The 25,849-nt window shown below is 51.9% G+C and carries 27 protein-coding genes and 1 riboswitch; of the genes, 18 read left to right on the top strand and 9 right to left on the bottom strand.

The features are described from left to right. A complete protein-coding gene (locus C173_RS02715; protein WP_036722182.1) occupies positions 1-903 on the top strand; it encodes an ABC transporter ATP-binding protein in 903 nt (300 codons plus the stop codon). Further along, entirely contained in the window at positions 896-2,185 is a 1,290-nt protein-coding gene (locus C173_RS02720; RefSeq protein ID WP_036722184.1) for an ABC transporter permease, read from the top strand. The genes C173_RS02715 and C173_RS02720 overlap by 8 nt, the downstream gene beginning before the upstream one ends. Positions 2,186-2,278: 93 nt before the next feature. Here the strand turns inward: C173_RS02720 and C173_RS02725 are convergent, their stop codons facing one another. Next, positions 2,279-2,827, bottom strand: a complete 549-nt coding sequence (locus tag C173_RS02725; RefSeq protein ID WP_036722318.1) for a TetR/AcrR family transcriptional regulator — start codon at positions 2,825-2,827, stop codon at positions 2,279-2,281. Positions 2,828-3,056: 229 nt separating this feature from the next. Between C173_RS02725 and C173_RS02730 the strand changes: the two genes are divergently transcribed. The 3 genes from C173_RS02730 (at position 3,057) to C173_RS02745 (ending at position 6,196) form a co-directional block, all read left to right on the top strand. Then, complete coding sequence (locus C173_RS02730) at positions 3,057-4,058, top strand: NADP-dependent oxidoreductase (RefSeq protein ID WP_036722185.1); 1,002 nt, start codon at positions 3,057-3,059, stop codon at positions 4,056-4,058. Positions 4,059-4,198: 140 nt separating this feature from the next. Then, entirely contained in the window at positions 4,199-4,897 is a 699-nt protein-coding gene (locus C173_RS02735) for an SDR family oxidoreductase (protein ID WP_036722186.1), read from the top strand. Positions 4,898-5,506: 609 nt separating this feature from the next. Then, entirely contained in the window at positions 5,507-6,196 is a 690-nt protein-coding gene (locus C173_RS02745) for a hypothetical protein (protein WP_036722192.1), read from the top strand. Between the two features lie 66 nt (positions 6,197-6,262). Here C173_RS02745 and C173_RS02750 read toward each other — a convergent pair whose 3' ends face one another. Continuing rightward, positions 6,263-7,147 carry an AraC family transcriptional regulator gene (locus C173_RS02750; protein WP_063830864.1) on the bottom strand — a complete coding sequence of 295 codons (885 nt, stop codon included), beginning with the start codon at positions 7,145-7,147 and terminating at the stop codon, positions 6,263-6,265. 148 nt (positions 7,148-7,295) lie between these two features. On the opposite strand from C173_RS02750, the gene C173_RS02755 reads away from it, so the two are divergent. Together C173_RS02755 and C173_RS02760 are read left to right on the top strand one after the other, a co-directional pair. Further along, positions 7,296-8,954, top strand: a complete 1,659-nt coding sequence (locus tag C173_RS02755; protein WP_036722195.1) for a family 43 glycosylhydrolase — start codon at positions 7,296-7,298, stop codon at positions 8,952-8,954. Positions 8,955-9,068: 114 nt separating this feature from the next. Continuing rightward, entirely contained in the window at positions 9,069-9,266 is a 198-nt protein-coding gene (locus C173_RS02760) for a hypothetical protein (RefSeq protein WP_036722196.1), read from the top strand. A gap of 518 nt (positions 9,267-9,784) precedes the next feature. On the opposite strand, the gene C173_RS02770 is transcribed toward C173_RS02760, so the two are convergent. The 4 genes from C173_RS02770 to ytxJ all read right to left on the bottom strand — a co-directional run bounded on the left by C173_RS02770 (position 9,785) and on the right by ytxJ (position 12,787). Further along, complete coding sequence (locus tag C173_RS02770) at positions 9,785-10,240, bottom strand: hypothetical protein (RefSeq protein ID WP_036722198.1); 456 nt, start codon at positions 10,238-10,240, stop codon at positions 9,785-9,787. A 134-nt stretch (positions 10,241-10,374) separates the two neighbouring features. Next, positions 10,375-10,544, bottom strand: a riboswitch (cyclic di-AMP (ydaO/yuaA leader). Positions 10,545-10,782: 238 nt separating this feature from the next. Beyond that, a complete protein-coding gene (locus C173_RS02775) occupies positions 10,783-12,114 on the bottom strand; it encodes a WD40 repeat domain-containing protein (RefSeq protein ID WP_036722199.1) in 1,332 nt (443 codons plus the stop codon). 107 nt (positions 12,115-12,221) lie between these two features. Continuing rightward, entirely contained in the window at positions 12,222-12,464 is a 243-nt protein-coding gene (locus C173_RS02780; protein ID WP_036722203.1) for a glutaredoxin family protein, read from the bottom strand. Then, positions 12,461-12,787, bottom strand: a complete 327-nt coding sequence (gene ytxJ, locus C173_RS02785; protein ID WP_036722206.1) for a bacillithiol system redox-active protein YtxJ — start codon at positions 12,785-12,787, stop codon at positions 12,461-12,463. The genes C173_RS02780 and ytxJ overlap by 4 nt, the downstream gene beginning before the upstream one ends. A 227-nt stretch (positions 12,788-13,014) precedes the next feature. On the opposite strand from ytxJ, the gene C173_RS02790 reads away from it, so the two are divergent. Together C173_RS02790 and C173_RS02795 are read left to right on the top strand one after the other, a co-directional pair. Beyond that, positions 13,015-13,737, top strand: a complete 723-nt coding sequence (locus C173_RS02790) for an SDR family NAD(P)-dependent oxidoreductase (RefSeq protein WP_036722209.1) — start codon at positions 13,015-13,017, stop codon at positions 13,735-13,737. 78 nt (positions 13,738-13,815) lie between these two features. Next, positions 13,816-14,451, top strand: a complete 636-nt coding sequence (locus C173_RS02795) for a ThuA domain-containing protein (protein WP_036722213.1) — start codon at positions 13,816-13,818, stop codon at positions 14,449-14,451. A gap of 97 nt (positions 14,452-14,548) precedes the next feature. Here C173_RS02795 and C173_RS02800 read toward each other — a convergent pair whose 3' ends face one another. Continuing rightward, on the bottom strand, positions 14,549-15,448 hold the full coding sequence (locus C173_RS02800) for a CHAD domain-containing protein (protein WP_051477775.1): 900 nt from the start codon (positions 15,446-15,448) through the stop codon (positions 14,549-14,551). Positions 15,449-15,671: 223 nt separating this feature from the next. Here C173_RS02800 and C173_RS02805 point away from each other — a divergent pair, with 223 nt between their 5' ends. Next, the gene (locus C173_RS02805; protein ID WP_051477776.1) at positions 15,672-16,577 is read left to right on the top strand and encodes a lipoate--protein ligase family protein; all 906 of its coding nucleotides are present in this window, start codon (positions 15,672-15,674) and stop codon (positions 16,575-16,577) included. Between the two features lie 732 nt (positions 16,578-17,309). On the opposite strand, the gene C173_RS02810 is transcribed toward C173_RS02805, so the two are convergent. Continuing rightward, the gene (locus tag C173_RS02810) at positions 17,310-18,092 is read right to left on the bottom strand and encodes a carbon-nitrogen family hydrolase (protein WP_036722216.1); all 783 of its coding nucleotides are present in this window, start codon (positions 18,090-18,092) and stop codon (positions 17,310-17,312) included. A gap of 108 nt (positions 18,093-18,200) precedes the next feature. On the opposite strand from C173_RS02810, the gene C173_RS02815 reads away from it, so the two are divergent. The 8 genes from C173_RS02815 to C173_RS02850 all read left to right on the top strand — a co-directional run bounded on the left by C173_RS02815 (position 18,201) and on the right by C173_RS02850 (position 25,306). Further along, complete coding sequence (locus tag C173_RS02815; RefSeq protein WP_051477777.1) at positions 18,201-18,629, top strand: MarR family winged helix-turn-helix transcriptional regulator; 429 nt, start codon at positions 18,201-18,203, stop codon at positions 18,627-18,629. Between the two features lie 41 nt (positions 18,630-18,670). Then, complete coding sequence (locus C173_RS02820) at positions 18,671-19,306, top strand: nitroreductase family protein (RefSeq protein WP_155991204.1); 636 nt, start codon at positions 18,671-18,673, stop codon at positions 19,304-19,306. Positions 19,307-19,343: 37 nt separating this feature from the next. Beyond that, positions 19,344-19,640, top strand: a complete 297-nt coding sequence (locus tag C173_RS02825; RefSeq protein WP_036722220.1) for a putative quinol monooxygenase — start codon at positions 19,344-19,346, stop codon at positions 19,638-19,640. A 284-nt stretch (positions 19,641-19,924) separates the two neighbouring features. Then, the gene (locus C173_RS02830; protein WP_081750977.1) at positions 19,925-21,553 is read left to right on the top strand and encodes a phospholipase D-like domain-containing protein; all 1,629 of its coding nucleotides are present in this window, start codon (positions 19,925-19,927) and stop codon (positions 21,551-21,553) included. A 67-nt stretch (positions 21,554-21,620) separates the two neighbouring features. After that, positions 21,621-22,001 (top strand): hypothetical protein, encoded by a 381-nt coding sequence (locus C173_RS02835; protein ID WP_036722224.1) that lies wholly within the window; start codon positions 21,621-21,623, stop codon positions 21,999-22,001. A 116-nt stretch (positions 22,002-22,117) separates the two neighbouring features. Continuing rightward, complete coding sequence (locus tag C173_RS02840) at positions 22,118-22,444, top strand: ArsR/SmtB family transcription factor (RefSeq protein ID WP_036700195.1); 327 nt, start codon at positions 22,118-22,120, stop codon at positions 22,442-22,444. A gap of 107 nt (positions 22,445-22,551) precedes the next feature. After that, positions 22,552-24,330 carry a SulP family inorganic anion transporter gene (locus C173_RS02845; protein WP_036722225.1) on the top strand — a complete coding sequence of 593 codons (1,779 nt, stop codon included), beginning with the start codon at positions 22,552-22,554 and terminating at the stop codon, positions 24,328-24,330. Between the two features lie 268 nt (positions 24,331-24,598). Continuing rightward, a complete protein-coding gene (locus C173_RS02850) occupies positions 24,599-25,306 on the top strand; it encodes a DUF1361 domain-containing protein (protein ID WP_036722228.1) in 708 nt (235 codons plus the stop codon). Here C173_RS02850 and C173_RS02855 read toward each other — a convergent pair. Beyond that, complete coding sequence (locus C173_RS02855; RefSeq protein ID WP_036722238.1) at positions 25,303-25,668, bottom strand: MGMT family protein; 366 nt, start codon at positions 25,666-25,668, stop codon at positions 25,303-25,305. The two genes, C173_RS02850 and C173_RS02855, sit on opposite strands and share 4 nt — an antisense overlap. Positions 25,669-25,849 lie beyond the last annotated feature (181 nt).

Genomic DNA, 25,849 nt, shown 5'->3' on the forward strand with positions numbered 1-25,849 from the left:
ATGGAAGCATTGCAGTTGAAGCAGGTAGTGAAGCAGTACGGTGAGAAGACGGCAGTCAACGGAATCAGTCTAAAGGTGGAGCAAGGCGAGATTTACGGTCTGCTGGGTGCCAACGGCGCCGGCAAAACAACGACCATGCGCATGGTGCTCGGCCTGATCTATCCCGACGAAGGGAGCATCCTGTATAACGGCAAGCCGTATAGTAAGGAGCTTCAGCATCTGATGGGCTATCTGCCGGAAGAACGGGGATTATATCCGAAGGTCAAGGTAAGCGATCAGATTATCTATCTGGCTCAGCTGCGAGGGATGTCCGCGAGTGAAGCGGATAAGAGCCTGAAGTACTGGCTGGAGCGCTTCGATGTACCGGAATATTACAATAAGAAGATCGAAGAGCTGTCCAAGGGCAATCAGCAAAAGATGGGCTTCGTCGCCGCTGTGGTCCATAAGCCGAAGATTCTGATCCTGGATGAAGCCTTCAGCGGCCTCGATCCGGTCAATGTGGAGCTGCTGAAGGATACCGTCAGAGAGATGCGGGATCTGGGAACGAGCATTCTGTTCTCCACGCACCGCATGGAGCATGTTGAGGAATTATGCCGGAATATCACGATTCTTGACCGCTCGAACACCGTGGTTCAGGGAGATATCCGTGAGATCAAGAAGGGGTATCCGCGGGAAGAAGTTGTACTGCGCACCGCCGGGGAAGTGAACGGACTTGCCGAGCTTGCCGGAGTTACCGGAGTGCAGCGGCAGGAGCGCGGGTATGTTTTAACCATCAATGACCTGGGAGCGGCGCAGCGCATTCTTCAACTGGCTGTGGCTCAAGGCGAGGTCGAGCATTTCGAGATTAAGGAACCGACGCTAAACCAAATCTTTATCAGAGCGGTGGGTGAATCCAATGAATAAAATGGCAACCATTATCGGCTTCACATTCAAGAATAAGGTAAGAACGAAATCCTTCATGATTACCACCTTAATTCTGGTGCTTCTGCTTAGTATCGGGATGAATATCCCTTATCTGATCAAAGTGTTCAACGGAGAAGACGGGGCCAAGGACGCGACACAGATCGGAGTCGTTGCCCAGCAGGGCTTCCGGCCTGCCGAGCTGCTGCTCGCTTATACTCCGCCGGCTGAAGCCGAAGATAAAGTCGTATTTACCGCTTATCCTTCCGCAGATGATGCAACCCTTAAGAAGGGGCTGGAGGATGAGAAGATTGAGGGGTATCTTACCTTTGCCGACAAGGGCAGTGTAGGGGTGCCTCCGGTAACGTATCACAGCAAAGACGGAGACATCAGCAGCAAGCTTAGAACGAATCTGCAAGCCGCTCTGCAGCAGGTGAATACCGGCCTGATTGTCGGCGATAAGCTGACCGAGAGCCAGGTGGCGGCGATCTTCGCTCCGGTGTCGATTGATAGCGCGCAGCTAAGTACTGACGGGGCTGCGGGTGGCGTAGACCAGGATCAGGACAAACCGATTATCAACTATGTCATTGTCTATATCCTGCTGATTCTGTTCTTCATGTCGGTGATGATGACCGGCAACATGATCTCGGCCGAGATTACGTCGGAGAAAAGCTCGCGCATTATGGAGATTCTCATCACCAGCGCCTCGCCACTAACCCAGATGTTCGGCAAGGTCATCGGAATCTTCCTCGTCGGTCTGATGCAGATCGCCATTATCTCGGCTGCCATCGCCGTCAACCTGATGCTGCCGCATAATTCCACGATCCTGAGCGATTTCGATCTGAATCTGGGACAGTTGAATGTCAGCATGATCGTCTATGGCTTCATCCTGTATATCCTGGGCTACTTCCTGTACGCCCTGATGTATGCCGCTGTCGGCTCCATTGTCAGCCGGACAGAGGATCTGGGGCAGGCCGTGATGCCGGTCATGATGCTGGGCTTCGTCAGCTTCTATCTGCCGCTGTTCAGCATCTCGAACCCGGATACACTGCTGGTGAAGGTAGCGAGCTTCGTACCATTCACCTCTTCGCTCAGCCTGCTGCTCCGCATCGGGGTCGGGGAGGTCGCCTTCTGGGAGATCATGGTCTCGCTGGCGATCCTGCTGGCTACAACCTTCCTCTTCGGCTGGCTCGCCGCCAAGATCTACCGCACCGGCGTCCTGATGTACGGCAAGCGCCCTAGCATCAAGGAGATCAGAAAAGCGATGAAGGCTTATAAAATTTAGGATTTGACGGAAGTAGTGTGATGGATTTCTCGCAGGGAGCAGTTACCTCAGGTAACTGCTCCCTGTTGTATATTCAGCCATCCCCTCCAGGATTCAAACCCCTTGTTTGATTAAACTCCAGAGGCGTTCAAACCGTTCTTGGTAGTCTGGTGAATTCCAGGATCCTTTAAAAGAGGGGAGACTAAACACTGCAAACGCAGATAGAATGGCCTCTGCCCGTTCAAATTGAGGATCATGATATTCCATGAAACCATCAATTATTTGATAAGAATCCCAAAGCACATCACGTAATACCAATGGATTACTGTCCACATATTGTGTATTCAAGGCGAACATTTGGGGATTCTCATTATAAGCGCGTTTTTTGGCATTAACAAATGCCCATAGCCAATCGTGGAGCACTTCCTGCGGGGAGGCTGAATTAGTCATGTTTATACGGATTTGTTCTGAAATCATCCGGTTGAACCAGCCTTTAGCTACTGCCGCCCACAGTTCTTGTTTGTTTTTGAAATGTTTATAGAGTGCAGCATGGGTGATGTTCAATTCATCCGCTATTTGAGAGAGCGTCACCTCAGATTTTTCCGTACGCTCAATTAATGTCTCGGCAGTTTCAATAATAAGCTCCTGTGTGATTTTAGCCATTTGTTGTGGCAGGTGAATGGGGGAGTGCAGGCACTTACGATTAACCCCCCAGTGTAACACCATGCTGCCAACCCTTCTTTCGTTAATTAATAATATCCACTTATAGTTTAGCATGAAAAAACAAAGTAACAAATGTTGACTTTTGTAACTTCTAGTCTTATGCTTGGTGTGCAAGTTACAAATCGTCGTAAATGTTACTTAGGATCTTGCGGATAGGAGGGTATTAATTATGAAGGCGGCACAGATCACCAAATATTCCAAACCGTTTCAAGTTGAAGTGCGCGATATTCCAGTCCCGGAAATAAGTGATTACGAAGTTTTGGTTAAAGTAAAAGCGGCGGCGGTTAACCACTTGGAGCTGCTCATCGCTACCGGAAGCGTGAAGTTAATCCAGGACTATGAGTTCCCCTTGACCCTTGGTAACGAACTCACAGGTGTTGTTGAGAAGATGGGTAAGAAAGTCGCTGGCTTCAAAGTAGGTGATGCCATTTACTCCCGCCTGCCGCTGCGAAAAATTGGAGCATTTGCCGAATATGCGGCGGTTCATGTAGAGGCTATGGCTCACTTGCCGGGTAATCTGGATTTTGTAACCGGTGCGGCTGCGCCTTTAACAGGATTGACAGCCTATCAAAGCCTGCATGAAGAGTTAGCTGCCAAAGCTGGCGAAAGAGTGTTCATTCCAGGGGGCTCTGGTTCATTTGGCCAAATGGCGATTCCTATCGCTAAAAGCATGGGGCTGAAGGTCATCGTCAGTGGAAGTCCACAGGCGCGCGAACGTACAATGGCCGCGGGAGCAGATCAATACATTGATTACAAGGCGGAGAACTACTGGGAACGACTTCGTGATCTTGACTATGTGATTGATACCTTGGGCCCCGGTGAATTTGACCGCGAACTCTCCATTATTAGACCAGGCGGCCATCTTCTTTCTCTACGGACCGGACCAAACAAACGATTCGCCAAAACTATGGGCTTGGTAGGTTGGAAGCAAAAACTATTCAGTATTGCTGGTGCTAAGTATGATCACAAAGCCAAGAAGAAGAAGATTGAATATCATTTTGTGTTTGTACGCAGCGATGGAGAACAATTACGGCAAATCACAAAAATCATTGAAGAGAACCAAATTATACCCGCGGTAGACGCCCGGGAGTTCCACATTGAAGATATTAATGAAGCTCTAAATCTGGTTGCTACAGGTCACCCCCAAGGGAAAGTGGTTATCCGATTTTAAATATTCATATAATTATTTACCGATCGTTCTCAATATGTTATATTGAATTTATAGGACATCACTGCATGATGAGATTAGGTTATTATATCTTCTCCTGTGCATTTTCTAGAACGATCATTCTCATATAGGGAGCGAATACAATGAACATTTCTGAACAAGTGGCATTGGTTACTGGAGCAAACCGGGGGCTTGGCCGCCAGCTTACGCTTGAACTTCTAGCTAGAGGGGCTAAGGTCTACGCGGGAGCAAGAAATCCGGAAACTCTGGATATTCCAGGAGTTACACCTGTAAAGCTTGATGTTACCAACCCTCAAGAGGTAGCGGCAGCAGCCAGCCAGGCTAAGGATGTTACGATTCTGATCAACAATGCAGGATCATCTACAGGCGCTTCTTTGCTGGAAGGGGATGTGGAGCAGATCCAGCTGGAATTGAATACGCATTTCTTCGGTACGTTATCCATGGTTCGCGCTTTTGCACCGGTCATCGAGAATAACGGGGGAGGATCGGTTCTGAATATTCTTTCCGCATTATCCTGGTTTAGTGGCGGAGCTGCGGGTGCCTACACGGCGGCAAAGGCTGCAGCATGGGCGCTGACGAACGATCTTCGTTTGAATCTGTATCCCCGTCATATTAGAGTAGCAGGCTTACATGTGGGTTATATGGAGACAGACATGACGGCCGGCCTGGATGCTCCCAAATCAAACCCTTCAGATATTGCGAAAATAGCTATTGACGGCATAGCAGCCGGCAGCTTCGAAATTCTTGCCGACGATACCAGCCGTATGATCCAAGCCGGACTTGCAGGCGGCGTGTCCGCCCTCTACCCGAATCTGTCCTAATCCCAATATTACGCAGTAGCAGCGGCGCAGAAAGAACGGGCTTCCATATTTCACCTGGAACACCTCTTGGAGGGATTCAAGGCGGAGAAGGCCTTGGCTAAAGGAAAAGTATACAGGAATCCCGATGATGACCAATCTGGTCAACCATCGGGATTTTTGTTCTAAATAAGTAGTTTGCTAGAGAAGTATTAAAAATTATCTGATGTATTATCGTCGCAAAAATCATGTATGACATCCTCAGCATCGTAAAGAGACACTTCAAGGTTGATTCACTTGATATTTTTTCCAAGCGATTGATTAAGGATAGGAATGTTAATAGAATAACCGGGGCTTCCGGCGATTTCTGCTTCGCGCCATGGAGAAAGTGACGCTTGAGGTCGGATGGCTTTCCCTTGCTCATAATCTGCTGGAGCAAGCCGCCAATGACCAAAAACGCAGAGCAGCGATCCTCCAATAACGGGAGAATCGCTGCTCTGCTCACTTTTTGTAGCATTAAGAATGAAGTGACAGGTCTTCCGCCGTAGAAAATCTACTTTGGGGACAGCCCCTTCTTTTTTATTGTTTAGGAAGTTATTATGATTCTTATACCTCTAGAAACGGAGGATTGAGATGAATATAAAAAGGATAATAACAGCTGCCATTGCATCAATTACGGTATTCGGATTCCTAACGGGTTGTTCCAATCTTTCTTCTGAATTAGATGAATTAGCAGCAGCAAGTCTGTCGGCAGAGCAAATTAAGGAGCTTCGTAAAGAATATCCTTTATCCACCGGCTCTCCTGTAAATGTTGATTTGCGGGATTTAACATTCGAGGAGGTATTGGATCATACGGACACGTTCATAGTTGCTGAAGTCATTCAGAAACTGCCGGATTTCAGCGTGGATCTGATAACTGAACCTGGAACTCCAGAGGGTAATTTAGCGGAGAAATTGAAGGATTCCGGTCTGGAGCCTTACAAGCCTATGTTTACCTCTTTTCAAGTTAATGTAGATCAAGTAGTTACTGGTGAAGAGGTTGAAGGGACCTTTAACCTGATTTATGACTCTGAGTTCAAGGGGATTGAACCAGAACTTAAGCCGGGAATGAAGATCGTCGCTGCAATCAAAAAAGGGGTAGGGGAAGAGCAAAAAGGAAGCTACTCTTTCACCCGTTATGGGACATATTATGTAGTTGATGGTGACTATGTTCTATCTGCATTCCAGGGACAGAGCGAAGAGATGAAAGCTTTCTCCAGGGATACCAACGGTTACAAGCTGAATCATCTCCTTGCTGAGATTAAAGAGCTTAAGGAGAATTAAATAACGATAACTTATTGGCATAACAACAAAACACCCATCCGCCCCATAAAGGAAGATGGGTGTTTGCTATACACAATTATTTTTACGATAGTCGGAGGGGTTAATTCCCGTCCATCTTTTGAATTGTCTGCTGAAGTGAGAGAGGTTCTTGTAGCCCAGACGACTTGAAATCTCATTTAAAGATATCCTGGGCTGCTGGAGTAGTATTTTGGCTTCCTGTAGCTTTAAGTCGGATAGATAGGTGCGGGGCGACATTTTATATATTTTTTGAAATACCTCTAATCCATAGTTGGGGCTGATCCCAAGCGAAGCAATGATGGGCTGGATGTGAATGGTGTAATCTGAATTTCCCTGTGTGCAATTTTTCTTAAAAGCTCTCTTGATGGCTTCGGCAATTTCTTTGGCATACTTCGCAGTGGTCATGGATTCGTTAGCATGTATTCCCGTCTGTACCGGCTGGCTATCTACAAGCACCTCCAATAACTCGAACAAGACCATTTGTGCTTTTAGCTTTGCTTTGGTGAACGACAACTCAGGCTCATGCAGAATATCGATCCATTTTTGAAGGCATTTTTTCAGCTGGCTATGATACAAATGGGAGGGCTTATAGACCCAGTCACAGTTCTTCATAATTCTCATCCGTAAGGAAGGCTCGTCTATATCAAAATGAGCGCAGAAATAGGTCATCGATGTAGCGGAAATGCATTTATTCGTATGCTCGAACCCAGGCGGAATCAGCAGAATATCATCACTGTTCACAATGAATGGTTCATGATCTATCCTAGTCTCTTGAGCCCCATCCAGCACAATTAGAATCTCAAAGGCATGGTGGGATTCTGTAGTCATGCTCCAATCGGCAGGAACGGTCTGTGTATGTGCGCCAAAAAAGCGTATATTCCAATCAATGCGCGGCAGCAGCAGCGTCTGTGCACCTGTGAGATAGCTATTCATATGTTCCAATTTGCAGCACCTGCCTTTGATTTGGGTAAATCTAGCCGTAATCATCCCATCGCATAAGTACGTTAGTAGTTATTATAATATACATAGACAACAGGAAAAGGGTAAATAATATGGCTAAACAGCGAAGGGAAGCAGAGAAATGACGAAGATTAATAATCCTATAATCCCTGGGATGGCACCAGATCCCTCTATTATTAGAGTGGATGATGTGTATTATATTGCGACATCCACGTTTCATTGGAATCCCGGCGTTCAAATTTTCAAATCAACCGATTTAGCGAATTGGGAGCTGACTGCCTCCGTATTAAATAAAGGTGAAGTGAATTTGAGGGGGACCAATACTCCGGCCGGGATCTGGGCGCCGCATCTATCCTATGATTCTAGGGCGAACCGGTACTGGTTAGCCTATTCGCATATGTTGAACATGGCAGGCCGTGAATTCAACTCGGATTCCTATGCCATGTGGGCAAAAGATATCCATGGACCCTGGTCGGAGCCCATCTATCTGACATCCATAGGCTTCGATCCGGCGCTCTTCCACGATGAAGATGGCAAGCACTATGTGTCCATTCTTGAATGGGAGACCCGTGAAGGGTATCAGGCGCCTGGACATATTGTGATCGCTGAATTTGATTTGAATGAGGGTAAGCTGGTTGGACATTGGCACCGGGTGACGCAAGGCTTCACCAGCCGCGGCTGTGCTGAAGCACCGCAGATCTATAAATATAGAGAGATGTACTATCTTTTATTAGCTGCGGGCGGAACTGGCTATGCTCATGGTGTTGAGCTGGGACGTTCGGAGAATATTTTTGGTCCCTATGAACCGCATCCGTCGGGAGAGCCGATCATCACCTCCTCGCCGCGCCATCTATTTTCACTTGGCAATCCGGATGCCGGGCATTTTGAGATGTATAATCCAAGTTCAATTATGCAAAAAGCAGGTCACGGCTCATTAGTGCAAACTCAAACAGGCGAATGGTATATTGCTCATCTCATGTCACGGCCTGTGGAAGGAACGCTCTTAAATCCATTAGGCCGTGAAACCTCTATTCAAAAAATGCATTGGACAGAGGATGGCTGGCTGGAAATGAAGGATGGATCGAATGTGGCGAAAATGGAAGTTGAGGGGATGACAGGTGTTGAATTAGAGGCCGATGGAATCTCTCATGACGTATTTGATGATTTTAATCAGGAGAAATATGATCTTCATTTTCTGACTCCGTACCGGGACCAGCAAGCGGCATGGGTGAATACGGTTGAACGTCCGGGTTACTTACGCATTCATGGAGAGAATTCTTTTTTCTCGCAGATCCATCCGGCGATTATGGCCACACGCGCAACTTCCCTTCATTATGAAGTTCAAACCAAGGTGGAATTTCATCCCGATCACTACTCGGAAACGGCCGGTCTGGGGCTATACTATGATTCGAATAATTGGCTGTACGTTCACTTGACCCACTCCGAATCAGAGGGTACCGTTCTATACGTACTTCAGGCCAAGCTGGGGCAACGCATTGAGCTGGTCCACCATTACATTCCAGTCCCTGAAGATACAGCGGAGCTCAAGATTATCTATCATTCAGGCATCGCGAGTATCCTTTACCGCTTCGGAGATAACGGGGATTGGCAAGCTTTTGTAGAAAACATTGATGTACTCTATCTGTCGGATGAAGGCGTGAACGGGGAGCCAGGGGAGATTGGCGGATTTACAGGCTTGTTCAATTTCATCGGTTCCGTTGATGCCCACCAGCATGACTCCTTCGCTGATTTTGACTACTATGGAGTGAAGAATTACTAGCCAAGGACGCCATACGTTCTTCCGCCCGGGTGTGCCCGGAGCCGTGGTGAACTGGTGAAAACGCCGGAGATGGTGTACCTTAGTAGTATTAGTCTTTAGGAGTGGTGAAGTGTTGTGAAGAAAAGTAGACAAACCCCCGTGCTGGTCGCGGCCTCGATCCTGCTGATTATTATCAGCAGCCTGATCCCGTCGGATCAATCGACTTGGCTGGGGGCGTTACAGACCCTTCTGCTGGGAGCCGGCCTGCTCGGCTGCTGTATGGCTTTTTGGCGGTTTGCCAAGGGCGGCAAGGGTGGTAAGGGCAAGGGCTGAGTTCTATGTACTGAACGGTTGGTGGAGACAGGATGAGTGCATGGGATGATTGAGCTATGTAAGATGGGCCAAGTACTGTACGGGTGCTGGCGCTGAGAGTCAAGGACGAAGTCGCGGCGGATGCTGCGGCTTTATTTGTTAGAATTTATATGTTTTGGGGTCCCCGCAAAGTACCTGAGGCATCATCGATGCTAAAGCCCCACTTTGTGGGGGGATGTTGTTTTGTAGGCGGACTCAGCGGCCCTTATTTTGTGAAAAAGACCGATTTTCTCCCCGTTACGGACTGAGAGGACCTTAAAGGGCTGTATGGAGCGCAAAATGAGCTGGAATGGGTTAATTAAGCGCCTCTCAGTCTGCATGGCCTTCGGAATGGTCCCATCTGCTGAAATAGCGGATCTGTAGTCCGCATGGCCCGCTATCCATCTCCTTTTGTCGCATCCGTACCCAAAATCCGCCACATCCAACTTATTCCGCCGCACTCATTCCTATATCCCGCGTATCCCGCGTTATTCCCAGTCTCAACCCGCCGAAGGACGGTGCACAGCAGGCAAGGCTGAGTGTGCGGCTGCCATCTGTTCACGTATTCCTCTGAGCCGGGCCTTGAGCTCGGGGACGCTGCACTCCAGAATCTGGCTGATGTCGGACAGGGGGAGCTGGATGCCGTACCATAAGGCACTGGCAACGTGATCGTCCCAGCTCAGCGGCGCAGAAGCGCAGCGGCTGCGGTCGTGGGCGAGCATGGCACACTGGCGGATGCACTCTCTGTAGGCAGCCGCAGCAGCGGCGTCCCCTGAGAGGCGGCCCTTCAGCCATAGTGGATGGAGGGCCACGAAGGTGGCGGTTGCAGCTTGTTCGGCGCGGACGCCTTGCTCCAGCAGCAGGCAGCTAAGCGCATAGACGGGACCGCTATATTGCTGGGTGTAGTGGTTAAATCCGGCAGCGGCGGTTAGTTTGGGCGATAAGGGGTCAGGCATGTGGTCACGTTCCTTCCTGAATCTATACTGTGCAGTTCATTCCAGCGCGCAAAAAACCGCAGGCAGAGGAGGACCTCTGCCTGCGGTTGTGGGTAACAGGCTTAAGACGCCTGGCACAAAAGCGTGGCGGATCAGGGCTCTCTCTTGGCGCTTACGAGGTTAGCTGTCGGATTCGGACGGTGAGAGTCGCCCTACCTGCCGGAGACCTGCGCGTGACATTCTCCTTCGGATTCACCCCAAGTCGGCCTGACGGCCGGATGGTTCCCCCGTTTTCCACATGACGGAAATTCAGCGTGCATGCATATGCTCATTTTCATGAATGCATTCATTTGCTTTCAACACGAATCATACTCTCTTCAGAGGGGGTTTGTAAAAATGGAAAAGAGTGCTATTCGCCTTATTTTCAGCAAATGGCTGAATGGCTAAGCAAATGGAAGCCAAAACACCTATATGTAGCAGATTATCTGCCATTTATCTCGCTCAAGCGCTGTTTTTTATTTTTGGCAGACGACGGTGGGGAAGAAGGTACTCCATGTATCAGCTCACCACCAAAGCGGCTCATTCTGATTCTTCCAGGCAATAATCCGCTTCATCTCACGAACGGTTCCTGTTGTAATCTCATAGTCGCTGCGTTCAGTGGCATGAAGGTCCAGGAAATGCAGCATCCCTCCATAAGTCCCCACGGCCAGTATGGTCTCATCCGGATTGACAGCTAATCCAGAAATGGTGCTTCCGGCATAATAACGCCACATCTCCCGCCCCTCTGCATCAATGAGCCTCAAGTATCCATAGGCATCGCCAATGACAACACCGTCCTTCAGTGCCGCCGCCGCATATACCCGGGCTTCCTCGTTAACGACCGGATATTCCTGATCGTACGAGAGCTTTCCTGCTTCCGCATCTTCAAGGGACACAGTAAGGGTAACGCCATTATAGAAGTGGCAGGCATTGTACCACACGCTGTGCTGGTCCTTCGTAAATATAGTATAGTGCGGGTAACTGGATTCCGGATTGAATAAGTGAACCTGCCTTGAAGTTGTGTCATATAAAAGATGATCACTGCCCTGGCTGCCATAGGCAATCCATCTTCCATCCGGAGAGACGGCACCATGCGGCATGTCAATGTCAATATGCTCCAGCTCATCTGCTTTATATTCTTCGAGATCAGGATGCAGCAGCTTCACCTCCCATAGCTTCTCCTGCGATTGCTGGACCAGGAAAATTCCCTGGCTCGTAACAAGCAATAACGCTTGGCCCCCGTTAAAAGGAATGATTTGCTCCAAGGGTAACTCCTGTTCCAAGCTGTCTATGTTCAAAACAGTAAAGTCCGGGTCCAGCGCTTGAATCGTGCCATTCAGCTCACGCCATGTGAGATCTGCTACAACTTTTCCTTGTAGAGTGCTGTTCATGGATTGCATAATGGTAATGCCTTGAGTTCCGGCGAGTGCATAGAAATGATTGTCAGGAGATGCCCCAACCAGGCTAAACTCGTCGAATACGGAAATAACATCCTTATGTACAGCCACAACTGCATTCTTCTCCCAAGGTGAGCCGGTGCTGAACACCAGAGCATCATCACTGATGAAATGAATACCGCGAATTGCTTGCATCTCCTTCTGGAAGTGCCCGGAGAGCGGCCACGTTGCCGCCGGTAGTTGCTCCCGCAGCTCAGTAATCTCACCGTGCTCATTAGCTCCTCGAATCATCTTATAGATTTTGGCGGCGAGGCCCCCGCGTGTATCCTCTGCGGGTTCTTTTCCCGCTTTGTCCCAGCCTTCAGTCAGTCCTTTATGTACGAATTGATTAACGTCGCTCGCATAACGCTGTCCTTCTTCACGCCATTTGGCGGCATGCTCATCCTGTAGCCACTTCAAAGGATCAATCCTCCTTGTCCAGATATATATAAATATACAATTATTCCATCGATGAATCGCAAAAAAAAGGCGCTGCTCCTGTTGAGAGGACAGCACCTTTGTGTATATTACAGAACAGCAGCATCCATAAGCTCCTGAAGCTCAGGGAGATTGAAGCCCTTGACCGCCCGGTCCCCGGATACGGTGACTGGAATGCCCATGAAGCCCAGCTTCTCCACTTCCTCCTGATAGACGGAGCTGGTCATCACATCCCGGACCTCGAAGGGAATGCCCTTGCTCTCTAGCAGCTGCTTGACCTGATTACACTCGCCACAGCCGGAGGTTGAATAGACAATTACGTTCGCGCTCATTGTTCCACTGCTTCCTTTATCGCTTTTTGGGTAATCTTCCAGTGTGAGGTGTTCCAGCGGACTTCGCTGTCCTCCAGCAGGAAAATTTGCGGGGATTCATGCTTGATCCCGAAATCCTCAGCAATCTGATTGGAGACAGGACGGTCTTCGATCACATGGACCACGGCTGCAGGAGTATCTGAATGCTGTGTATAGGCCTGGAACTCCTCGTTGGCCTTGGCGCTGATCGGGCAGGTGGTGCTGTGCTTGAAGAGCAGTTTTTTGCCAGGCTGCCCGATATATTGCTCTAATTCTTCCTTAGTGTGGATTTGTTGAATAGACATCGTAGGATCACCTTCCTGGGTAAGAGTTAATGAAACCTGTTGTCAACAATTGTGTTGTTAACAACTATTAATCATGATTGTAGCATAGTTCAAAATTAAAGCAAAAGTAAAGTTCTGCTTAGCCTGCCCTCCCTTGCAGGATGTTGTTAACGGCCTGCAGCCATGCTAATGTGAGAGGGATGGACCTAGGCTCGTAGCATAATTATGCAGATAGGAGGGGGGAGCTCATGAAAAGGGTTGCCTGTGTTACCGGTGCTGACCGTGGACTGGGATTATTCCTCGTTCGTTCTCTTTTGGAGAGTAAATACATGGTGTTTGCCGGACAGTATTTGCCGGACCCTGCGCTACTTGAAGCTTTGAAAGCGCAATACCCGGATAGCCTGAAGCTGGTTCCTCTCGATATCGGCAGTGCAGGGAGCGTAAAGGAGGCCGCGCGGAGTATTGCCGGAAGTACAGGGCACCTTGATATGATTATCAATAACGCAGGGATTATCCACAAGTCTGATGATGCAACAGTGCTCGTGGATATGGATGATGAAGCTATGGCGGAGATTTATAACGTGAACACGCTGGGTGCGCTGAGGGTGAGCAATGCATTGATGGGCTTACTGCTGCAAGGCCGCCAGCGTCTGGTGGTTAATATCTCGTCGGAGGCCGGAAGCATCGGGCGGAACAAGCGGATCAATATGTATGGCTACTGTATGTCGAAGGCCGCGCTTAATATGCAGTCTTCGCTGCTGCACAATCACCTGCGTGCGATGGGCGGACAAGTGCTGGTCTTCCATCCCGGCTGGCTGCAGACCTATATGAACGGGGAGAAGGATGCAGAGGCGCCTGTAACTCCTGAAGAATCAGCAGGCAAGATTATGACGATCGTTCATAACCACAAGATGTATCTGGCCGAAGAACCGGCTTATATCGATCTGGACGGCAATCTCTGGCCCTGGTGACAGCGGCAGGGGGAACGAATCAGGGGTGACACTGACTTTCCGGTCAGGCTAACTTGGCAAAAGAGAGGTGTGTGTAGCATGTCTTCATACAAAGCATTGGCGTTCGGCAGCTATACTGAAGTGAAGTATCATCCCTTCGAAGGGGTAGACCGTGAGCTGGAGCAGCTCCTTGAGCCGGAGCTTCAGGTGGTCTCTACGGAGGATTACGGACGGATGAACCAGGCAGAACTGGCAGAATGCAGACTGGTGGTCTCCTATACGGAGTTCTCCGAGGAGCAGTTACCCGCTGCGCAGAGCGGAGCCTTGCTTGCTTATGTGGCTGGCGGCGGCGGGCTGCTTGTCGTGCACAATGGCATTTCCCTACAGCGTAACCAGGAGCTTGGGGCGATGCTCGGGGCCCGGTTCACCCATCATCCGGCATTCACAGCGCTGGAGATGAAGGTAAGTGCGCCGGAGCACCCGATTATGGAGGGGATCTCTGATTTTGTGATGGAGGACGAGCCTTACTATTTCGAGCAGCATCCCCACTTAGAGACAACGGTGCTGGCCGAATATCCTCATGACGGAGCGATGAGACCGGCGGCATGGTGCCATCCCTTCGGCGAAGGCCGGGTGGTCTATCTGATGCCTGGACACCATCTGCCTTCCTTCTCCTCAGCGCCGCTGCGCCGGATGATCCGCAGAGGCGGATTATGGGCTGCCGGAATGCTATAGTACGTGACGTTTATGATAAAAGGCAGGATACCGCTTGGATAACATGCGGCGTCCTGCCTTTGTGTATAGGATGTATGGGATGATCAGCTATGATGCCCTATTTTGGGGGCTTAGCCTCAGCAACAGGGACAACCCCGTTCTGATGAAGAGCCTCCAGTACCTCTGCCCGCAGCGTATCGGTGAAGGCAGCCCAGACTTTTTTGCCGACATCCAGCTCTTCGCGTCCAATCGATTGCAGCGTCTCAAGCCATACCCGCTTGTCATTAATGAGTCCGAGCTGGTCCTGGATGTCCTTATAGAAGGCTTCATGGGCATGGAATTTCTGATCCAGCGCAAAATCAGCCGCATTCGCCGTATACCGCAGTTCCTTGGCGGCGATTCGCAGCTCATGAAGAGCTTCGAAGGCTTCTTTTGATTCAGCTTGAGGACCCTTGAATAAGGTCTTGCAAGCTTTTTTCTTCTGTTCAAAGGCGACTTCAAGCTCGCGCATGGCGACATTGGCGTCTTTTTTGGCAGCGAGGGGCTCTAGCCCTGTCTCGATAAAAGGTGTCCACAGCACTTCGAGCGCTTGGCCGGACAGCTTGGGCAGTGCCTTCCTCAGCTTCTTGCGGGCGGCCTTCCGTGTATCCTTCTGGTGTTCGATTACCGCCTTCAGCAGCTTGGCAGTCTTCTTATCACCAGCAGCCTTCGCTGCCTTGCGCCGGGCTTCAAACGACCCGATCAGCACATCTGCATCACGGACTCTGCCGAGCTTCTTCTGGGCCTGCTTGAAGCTGTCATACAAGTCTGCCGTTGCAGTATGGCCCGGATCAAGAATGGACAACAAGGTCAGCAGCTTGCGGCTATTGACTCTGGCCTGATGAATATCCTCATCGTTGAACTCTTTGCGAACATCCTTGCTGTAGTCCTGAAAATTGATGTACAGCTTGCTCATGGCCTGTTCCCATTGCCTGGATTTGCTTAGTTGCCTGTCTTTTGCCTGTGGTTCGGTTGTCATGCAGCATCACTCCTAGAGGTTGTGTATAGCATGAGCTTATGCGCGAATCTTATGGCTGGTATATTCTTCTGTACTACATTAAGGATAACGGGTTCGCTTCGCTATTTCAAATCTGTAAGGGCATACACTGCCGGTTGTACGGTGCGGGGAGAGATCGGTTACAATGTGAATAGTTAACGGAGTTAAGATTGGCCAGGGCTTATAGATAGAAAGGGGAATCAGCATGCGGAGTGAACCTTATGATGTACTGGAGAGCGGGGCGGCGGGAATACTGCCGGAGCAGATGGTCCTCTTCACGCATACCGGCGGTGAAGCAGGGGAAGAAGGGAAAGAGGCATCTGCGGAGGATATGCTGATTCCGTTTGCTTTTGAAGAGGTGCTGTGCCGTGATGTCGGGGCCGGTAAGGTCCCGCCGGTGCTGCATCTCTGGAGCCATCCCGGCGGAGTGGCGCTAGGGCTGCGGGACAGCAAGCTGCCCCGCGCAGCAGAGGCGATGCAGGCGCTGGAGCAGCAGGGCATCCGTACGGCAGTCCGCCATTCGGGCGGCGCTGCGGTGCCGCTGGATGCGGGAGTGATCAACGTGTCCCTGCTGCTTCCGAAGCCTGCGGGCAAGCTGGACTTCCACGATGATTTCCGGCTGCTGGCTTCGGTGATTACCGAAGCGGTAGCTGCGGGCCATCCGCAGGCAGCGGCGCAGATCCGGGCAGAAGAAGTCACCGGGTCGTATTGCCCCGGTGACTTCGACCTGGCGATCGGCGGCCGCAAGTTCTGCGGCATTGCCCAGCGCAGACAGAGCAACGCGTACTTCGTCCACGCGTTCGTGATTGTGTCCGGCACGGGGCTCGCGCGCGGAGAGTGCATCCGCCGCTTCTATCAGGATGCAGCGGACGGCGATGCCTCCCTGGACTATCCGCGCGTGCGGCCGGAGACCATCGCCGCGCTTGCGGAGCTTGGCGGCCCGTCTACAGCGGCCGCCTTCATCGCAGGCATCCGGCAGGCGCTTGCCGGCCGGGGAACCCGTCTGCTGCCGGCGGAGCTTCTGCAGCAGGAGACAGGCTACAGCCTGCGGTACAGCGACCCGCAGGTGCTTGAAGCAGCGCGTATGCTGCGCGAGAGGTACGCCCGCTGAAGCGGGCGGCTACGGCGGTAGCGACGTGTGGCTGGATGTATGCGAAAAACAGCATACAATGTGCAGGCTGGGGTGTGCGCGGCCTAAATGTATGCGGAAAACAACATACAATGTGCAGGTGGGGTGTGCGCGGGCCGAATGTATGTGAAAAACAACATACATTCGGTGCAGGTTAGGGGCGCACGGACCAAATGTATGCGGAAAACAACATACAATGTGCAGGTTGGGGTGTGCGCGGGCCGAATGTATGTGAAAAACAGCATACAATGTGCAGGCTGGGGTGTGCTGTGGAGAATGCATGTGAAAAACAGCATACAATGTGCAGGATGGGGTGTGCGCGGCCGAATGTATGTGAAAAACAGCATACATTCTGCAGGTTGAGGGCGCACGAGGGAGCGCAGGCGAAATGTAGTCGAAAAACAGGCATGACAAGACAGAGGCCTTGTCACCCCCAGGAATGAAAATAAGTCGGGTGCATCAGTCGCATCCCGACTTTTATTTTCGTATTAAACCGAACACGATGGGCTCGCCGAGGGAGCGCAGGCCAAATGTAGGCGAATAACCGACTACAATGTGCAGGCGAAGGGTGTTCGGGCCAAATGAAGGTGAAAAACCGAACACAATGTGCACGCGCGAGGGTGAGCGGGCCTGAGACGGTCCAAGAGGCTGATTGCGGGGGCAAGAGATGCCGCCCCCCTGCGATCAGCCTCTACATATCCCCTGCCGCCCCAACTACCTATACAACTCCGGACGCCGGTCCGCGAAGACCGGGATCTGCCCCCGTACCTCCCGGACCCGGGCGAGGTCAAGCTCGCCGCGGAGGATCTCTTCGCCCCCGGAGGCCTCGCTGACAATCTCGCCCCAAGGATCGATGATCAGGGAATGTCCAGCGAAGGTATTCGCCGGATCTGCCCCTGCCCGGTTACATGCTACAACGTAGCACTGGTTCTCAATCGCCCGGCTGATCAACAGCGCGCGCCAGTGAGAGAGGCGGGGCAGCGGCCATTCGGCGCTGATGAACAGGATCTCGGCCCCTGCGGCCATATGAACCCGGACCCATTCCGGGAACCGGATGTCGTAGCAGATCAGCCCGGCACAGGAGATCCCGTCCAGCGTGAACAGTCCCTTGGCTGCGCCGGGCTGGAGGTAGAGATGCTCCTCCATCAGCTTGAACAGATGCAGCTTGCTATACTCCCCGGTGCACGCCCCGCTGCGGTCAAAGACATACATACTGTTCGTAATGCCGCCGTTCTCCTGCCTGACGGCAATGGAGCCGGCAACGATATTCACGCCGTATTCCCGGGCCAGACCTGATATCAAGGCACCCGTGGTATGTCCGCCGTGATCTGCGATTTCGCCTAGCCGGGTCAGGTCATATCCCGTTGTCCATAGCTCGGGAAGAATAATGCAATCTGGACTGCCGGCGGCAGCCTCACGAATTTTGCGCTCGGCGGCAGCATAATTCACCTCCGGTTTGCCAAATGCTATATCGAGTTGAATCAGGGCTATTTTCATACTGGCAGCCACCTCCAAAAATTATTAGTTGACGGGTCAATGAATTGGGTGTAAAGTATGTTTTGTCGAAAAGGTTTTGCACAATTTATTTGCGTGAGGGGGTTAATCTTGAGCGAAGTTCAGCCCGATGAACATAAGATCTTCGAACTGCTACAGGCCCTGCACAAAGAAATCGGCCCCAAATTCGAGCGCTGCGCCGGCATGACTCCGACCCGCTTCAGGCTGCTGCAAGAGCTGTACCGGATTTCCGAGATCAGTCAGATTTCCCTGCAAAAGCTTCTGGAAATCGATGCAGCAGCGGTTACCCGCCACTTAAAAGGGCTTGAAGAGAACGGGATGATCGCCCGCCGCAATAATCCAGCCGATAATCGGGTGACTCTCGTCTCCCTGACTGGTCAAGGCCGTGAGCATATCAATGCCTACCGGGAGAACAAGACCGAGTTCATCAGCGATCTGCTGAACGGATTCAATGAACAGGAGCGCACTGTGCTCGCAGAGATGCTTACCCGGCTGCAATATAACATTAATTTACTGTAGCCGGAAACAATAATCAAACCATTTTAAAGGAGCAAATTATCATGAACACTACCAAAAACAATGATTACATCAGCATTATTACAGGACGCCGCTCTATCCGCAAATATGATTCATCCGTCAAAATCAGCAAAGAGGAAATGACAGAGATTCTTACTGAAGCCACGCTGGCGCCTTCCTCCGTGAATATGCAGCCTTGGCGTTTTGTGATCATCGAAAGCCCGGAAGCCAAAGCTAAGCTGGCCCCTATTGCCAAGTTCAACCAGACTCAGGTCGAAACCTCCGCAGCGGTGATTGCCGTATTCGGTGATATGAATAACTTCGATTACGCTGAACAAATCTACGGAACGGCTGTAGAACGCGGACTTATGCCTGCCGAGGTGAAAGAAAGACAGCTGGCCGCCCTGGGCGCCCACTTCGCCAAGCTGCCCGCAGATGTGAACAGAGAGACCGTGATGATTGACGCCGGTCTGGTCTCCATGCAATTGATGCTGTCCGCCCGCGCACACGGGTATGACACCAATCCGATCGGCGGATTTGAAAAGGATCAGATCGCTGAAATGTTCGGTCTGGACAAAGAACGCTACATTCCGGTCATGCTGATTTCGATCGGCAAAGCACTGGAAGAGGGCTACGCCTCCGTCCGTCTGCCTATTGACACGATTGCCCAGTGGAAATAATTCTCTATACCCATGAAATTCTAGGAGGAATATCCAAATGATTATTATCCATGCGCTGCTTCATGTGAATCCTGCACGGGAGGAAGAGTTCCTGGCCACAGCGAAGCCGCTGATTGCCGCCACACACGAAGAAGAAGGGAACCTGTCCTACGAGCTGTATAAGCATGCAGCAGACGGAAGTCTCTATATTATGGTTGAGACCTGGCGTGACCAGGCCGCCGTTGCCGCTCACAACACAAGCCCTCACTTCACCGGCTTCGCCGCCAAAGCGGGAGAGTTCCTGACCGCATCGCTTGATGTTAAGGTGTATAGCGCTGAGGAATTGAGCAAATAATTACGAATTAAGCGGTTCACCCTATATGATCTGGAATCCCGGGATGCTCCGGCAGTCTAATGACTGCTGCGGCATCCTTTTTTTAAGAGAATAATTTATATGTTTTGGGGTCCCCGCAAAGTTTTTGGGTCATCATCGAAGCTAAAGCCCCACTTTGTGGGGTTATTTTGATAGGTGCCATGCCGTTTATAAAATGTACAGGCGGGGTATCTTACCTTACCCTTACTTGGCTTGTCATTTGCTGACGAAGCAAGGCGGGGAAGAACGAAGGAGATGAAGACAGCATGACTAATCTACATAATAATCACCGGTTAACCTCAATCCCTGCTGCTGCCGAGCAGGACGGGCAGCTTCAGCAGGATCTCATAGATTACGTGAATTATCATATTTCGGGCGGCTCCCTGGCCTCGCTTACCGAAGGGGCGGAGGAGGCTGAGCCGGCGTTAACCCCTCTTTTGCAAAATGATACCGCACGCGCTTACCGGCAGGAGTGCGGTGGCGTCATAACCGATATGAAGCAACTCGGGAAACTGCCGGGTATAAGCCAGGAATGGCTTAATCAGCTCGCGGATACAGTAGCAGGACTCGATTCCGGTAAGCTCAGGGCTCTGGCCCCTCAGACCACCCGGCATAATCGGGTAGATCCTTATGTGAACGGGCCGCAATGTCTGGACATGCTGCTCGGCGAGATCGGCAAGGCTGAGCGTTATATTCATCTGTCCGTGATGCTGTTCTTCAATGACCATTCAGGGAACCTTATCGCTAGTGAGCTGCTTCATGCACTTGAGCGCGGGGTAGAGGTTAGAATCATGGTGAATTATACGGTCACTGCGCTCGGATACGGCCAGAACCTGGAGGTGGGGCAATTCTCCAAGATTGCCGGGCGTCTGGAGCAGGCAGGTGCGAGGCTCCTGGATACCTTCCACTCCTATTACGGTGCAGAGGAATGGGCTGCGAAGCGCAAGGTGCTGAAGTCACAGGGCGTGCCTGAGAGCATCCTTTTTCTGCAGGATAAGGTTCAGGAGGATGTGGAGGTGACCGGGCTGAATGTGATTGACCACCGCAAATTCATGATTATAGACGGAATAACTTCCGTTATCGGCAGTCTGAATATCGGGGACCAGTATACGTTCGCCACCCCCATTCAGGAAGCCCCGGATCAGCAGGTGGAGGGACGTCCGCTCGGTATCCCCGCGAAGGAAGAGGAGTGGCATGACGGCTGCTTCCGCATTCAGGGGGCTGTGGCCCAGTCGCTGAACGCTGTTTTTCACTCCAGGTGGCTGCTGCTCGGGGGAGATCACTTTGACCTGGCGTCACCCTTCTATCGTCCTGCGGTGGACTATGCGTTCGGGGAGGAGGAGTGTACGCTCTTCGCGAGCTTTCCCGGCAACCCGGTGAATCTGATTCAGCAATATATTCTGGATGTGATCACCTATGCGGCCGATGAGACCCTTATTGTGAATCCGTATCTGATCGATCAGGCCTTCTGGGACCGGTTGGGTGAAGTGGGACCGGAGCGCGCCTGCCATCTTACCATCTGCAATCCGCTCCTGGTTAATGATCATCCGACGAACCGGGCGGCGGTGCGCAGCAACATGTACGTTCCCTTTTGTAACGGCGTATCCTTCTATGATTATAGTGCGACTGAACGCTTCTCCCACTGGAAAATCATCTACGACCACAGAGCGCAGGCGGTATTTCACGGCTCTTATAATATTAATGAACGGAGTGCCTGCCATGATTACGAGCTGGGCCTGCTGGTGAAGGGCAGAAGCCTCGCGGAGAAGGTGAAGCACATGATTGATTATGACCTCAGCGTCTCCCGCAAAATCACCGACAAACACGAGTTCTTCAAGCATCCCTGGCTGCATCCCAGCACGTATCTGAACAAAGCAACGCAGAATTACACCTGATATCCTCTCCGGCGCCCTGTCATGTATAATGACGTTATACCAATGAACGAAGATGGAGCTAATGAAGATGAACATACACATTCTTGGACAAGGTCCCCGGACCGGGGAAATCAGATTCGCGGCAGCACAATGGGGGGAAGCCAGAGCCATCTGGTGCGGGCCGCCTGTTCAGCCGGGTGAGGAATGGGAGGCAGAATGGGAGCTGCCGGCGCTGTTCATGAGCTGGGTCGATATTGTGCCTGCTCCCGGCGGTGCCTTTGGCCTGCGTATCGAAGGGGACACGGTCATCCTGACAGGCGTGCTGGAAAATATAGAGGAGGACGGAACGGGTTATCTGCGGATCGGCCGCGACCTGATCATGTTCGAATGCCTGGGTGAACCGATGGCGCTGGGCGGCTTCGTCGAGCTGAGGACCCGTGAAGCGAGGCTGTATCCGGTGAATCTGTAGGGGCCGCAGGGCCCCCGGCGGACGAACTATTTCCTGTCCCGGCATAGCCACCTTCAGGCAAATGAGCTAATATAATATAGATTGAAACAAGTAACAGCATAAGGAGCAGAAGTCTGATGAACAGCGATATTCAACAATTTAAGACGGAATTCTTCAAGGCGCTGGCTCACCCGATGCGGATTCGGATTCTGGAGCTGCTTAGCGAAGGCGAGAAGAATGTGAACGAGCTGCAGGCGATCCTGGGGTCGGAAGGCTCTGCGGTATCCCAGCAGCTGGCCGTCCTCAGGGCCAAAAATGTGGTCACCAGCGTCAAGGAAGGGACCACTGTCATCTATGCCCTACGTGATCCTCTGATTAAGGAGCTTTTGGCTGTAGCCAGACAGATTTTTGACAATCATCTGGTGAGTACCATTTCCCTGCTTGAAGGCATCCGCAGCGAATAACCCCGGGCCCCGGGGGGCGGATTACCCCGTTGACAAGAGCAGCGGGCAGGAGTAATGTGGGTATTATATTCAAATAATCAGATATTCAGAGAAAAGAAGGTTATAGGATGACAGGGTGGGGCCGTTTCAAAGGCTATAACATTGCTTCGCTGCGCAAGGATATCATTTCAGGGACAATCGTCGGCGTTATTGCCATCCCGCTTGGGATGGCATTTGCTATTGCTTCCGGTGTGAAGCCGGAGTACGGAATCTATACAACCATTGTGGCCGGCATACTGATTTCCTTATTCGGCGGGTCCAGGTTCCAGATTGGCGGGCCTACGGGTGCATTCATTCCTATTTTGTTCGCTATTGCCATGCAGTACGGGTATGAGAATCTGCTGATTGCCGGAATGATGGCCGGGGTGATTCTTGTCTTGATGGGTGTTCTGCGGCTGGGGGTATTGATAAAGTTCATTCCGAAGCCAGTGACCATTGGTTTTACAGCGGGGATTGCCGTTATTATCTTCAGCGGGCAGATTGCGAACTTCCTTGGCCTGAGGGACATGAAGCGGCATGAGAGCTTTATCGACAATATGAAGGAGATCGGGGCGCATCTCTCCACAATCAATCTGTACAGCATTCTGACTGCGGGAGTATGTCTCGGCGTAGTGGTGCTGGGGTTGCGGTTTGCCCCGAAGGTGCCGGGTTCTCTGATTGGACTGTTGTGTGCCACGGTTATCGCAGCCCTGTTCTTCAGCGGCAAGGTGACGACCATCGGCTCCGCCTACGGAGATATCCCGAATACACTCCCCAGCTTTCACTTCCCGGTCATTACGTGGGAAAAAATCAAGCTGCTGATCCGTCCGGCCTTTGTCATTGCGCTGCTGGGGGCCATTGAGTCGCTGCTCTCCGCAGTCGTGGCCGACGGCATGTCGGGCAGCCGCCATGACAGCAACCGTGAGCTGATCGGCCAGGGGGTCGCCAATATCGCCGCGCCGCTCTTCGGCGGGATACCGGCTACCGGTGCGATTGCCAGAACTGCCACCAATATACGCAGCGGTGCCGCTTCTCCGCTCTCCGGGATCATTCACGGTGTGGTGGTGTTCCTGATCCTGCTTCTGTTCGCCCCTTACGCCTCCAGCATTCCGCTGGCAGCGATGGCTCCGATTTTGATGGTCGTAGCCTGGAATATGAGTGAACGCAAGGAATTTCTCCACCTGCTGAAGCTGAAGACCGGAGATTCACTGGTGCTGGCGATTACCTTCCTGCTGACGGTATTCGCTGATCTGACCGTGGCGGTAGAGGTGGGGCTGATCCTGGCCGTTGTGCTCTTCGTCAAGCGTATGGGTGAGGTGCATAGAATCTCCAAGGTGCTGCCTGACCCGTCTTCCGTCAAGGTCGAGGCCCATATGGTAACAGAGAGCCATGACTGTCCGCAGATCGGAATCTACAATGTGGAGGGACCGCTGTTCTTCGGCGCTGCCTACCGCTTCGACCACACCATGCCCGAGCTCGGCCCGGATCAGCCTAAGCTTATCCTGCTGCGCATGGGCAAGGTGCCGCTGATGGATACGACAGGCGAGGCCAATCTGGCAGCGCTGGTGAAGGAGCTGCAGGCCGCTGGAGGCAGACTGATGATCTCAGGCATCCAGAGCCAGCCGCTGGAGCTGCTCAAGAGAACAGGGCTGTACGACCGGATCGGTGCTGCCCAGTTCTATGATCATACCGGCGAAGCGATCAATGAAGCGCTGGGCAGCGTGAATCCGAGCCGATGCCGGGGCTGCGCGCATGCGGCCTTCAGAGAATGCAGCGCCCTCTCGGGGCTGGAGGAATCCTCATCGCGCAGCGCTGCCTTCAAGGGGCGCACTCCGGCGGTGGCTCGCAAGCTGAGCGGCGGGGTATAGCTCGCGCAATCCGGGGCTAAGAAGGATAACAAAGGCAGCCGCTTGGCGGCCAGTCCGCAATCTCCGCAATTGCAGTGCCCTGTTAACGTCACACCAGCAGTGCTGTCCTTCATGGGCGGTACTGCTTTTTTATTCTTAAGAAGAGGTGTACGCGGAAAACCGAACACAATGCGCAGCGTGAGGGTAGAGCAACCGATATTGGACACTCCAGCCCCATATTTGTACAATTACAGAAATGGACTATATCAAGGTTAGGAGATTATCCTTCATGAAAGAACTGAATTATACCAAGGTCTTCATCCTTCTGGCTGCTATGACGGCGGCAACACTTGCGGTATACCGCGTAGTTTCGCTTCAGACAGATACGTTCTATGCCTTTCTGCTCTGGAATCTGTTTCTGGCTTGGGTGCCGTTCTTCTTCTCCATGGCTGCGCATGAGCTGGATAAGCGGAAGATCGGGGGGCTGCTGATTTTGCCGCTGGGCGTAGCCTGGCTGCTGTTTTTTCCGAATGCGCCATATATTATGACTGATCTGATCCATCTGACTGTCCGCAAAAGCAAGTATATCGTCGGCGGAACGATCCAGAACCGGTACTGGTATGATCTGACTACCCTCCTCCTGTTCACCTGGAGCGGCTGGCTGACCGGATTCTTCTCCCTGTACCAGTTCCAGCACGTGATCTACCGCAAAAGCAACATGCTGCTCTCGTGGGTCTTCGTCCTGTTCGCCTGTGTCATGGGCGGCTACGGCGTCCTGCTCGGCAGAGTCTACCGGCTGAACAGCTGGGATGTGCTGACGGACCGCCATCAGCTCTACCGGCTGGTCATGGACAGTCTGAACCGGCAGTCTGTGTTCTTCAGCCTGTTCGTCGCCTTTGTGCTGCTGGTGATCTATGCCACGATGTATTGCCTGCTGAACGGGCTGGCGGGGGGGAGCCACAGGAGTTATTCCGAGGGCCGGAGGAAGATAGGTTAAGTGTCCTCCTCATCGCCGAGTTCAGGCGGAAGCTCCATGTCCATCTCCAGCTCAGGAGCCGGAACATACTGGTAGCGCTCCAGGTCAACCACGCCCCGTTCATCGAAGATAACGCCCTCTCCGGTTAAATATAGCTGCTGCAGGGAGGCGGATTCGTCTTCGGTGAGCGAGATCATACCTTTGGCGTTGATGACCCTGTGCCACGGCAGCTTGTACTTCCTGCTCATGGAATGAAGAATGCGCACGACCTGCCGGGCCGCCCGGGGACTTCCGGCCGCCCGGGCAATCCCGCCGTAGGTCATGACGGAGCCTTCCGGGATCGACTGAATAATGAGGATAACTTTTCGCGTGAATGGTGTCATTTTACGTGCTCCTTTTACCTTTCTCTGTAACAGTCCCACCGCTGTTATCTAACTGTACTAACCATAACATAAAGCGGCTGCTGCAAGGAGCATTTGCCTTAGTGGAGCAGCGGCTGACGATATCATACGAAGCCTGGACTCAACCTGCCCCTCTTTTACAGAGCGGGCTTATTTGCTGTGC

Source organism: Paenibacillus sp. FSL R7-277 (genome assembly GCF_000517965.1).
Taxonomy (GTDB): Bacteria; Bacillota; Bacilli; order Paenibacillales; family Paenibacillaceae; genus Paenibacillus_AQ; species Paenibacillus_AQ silagei.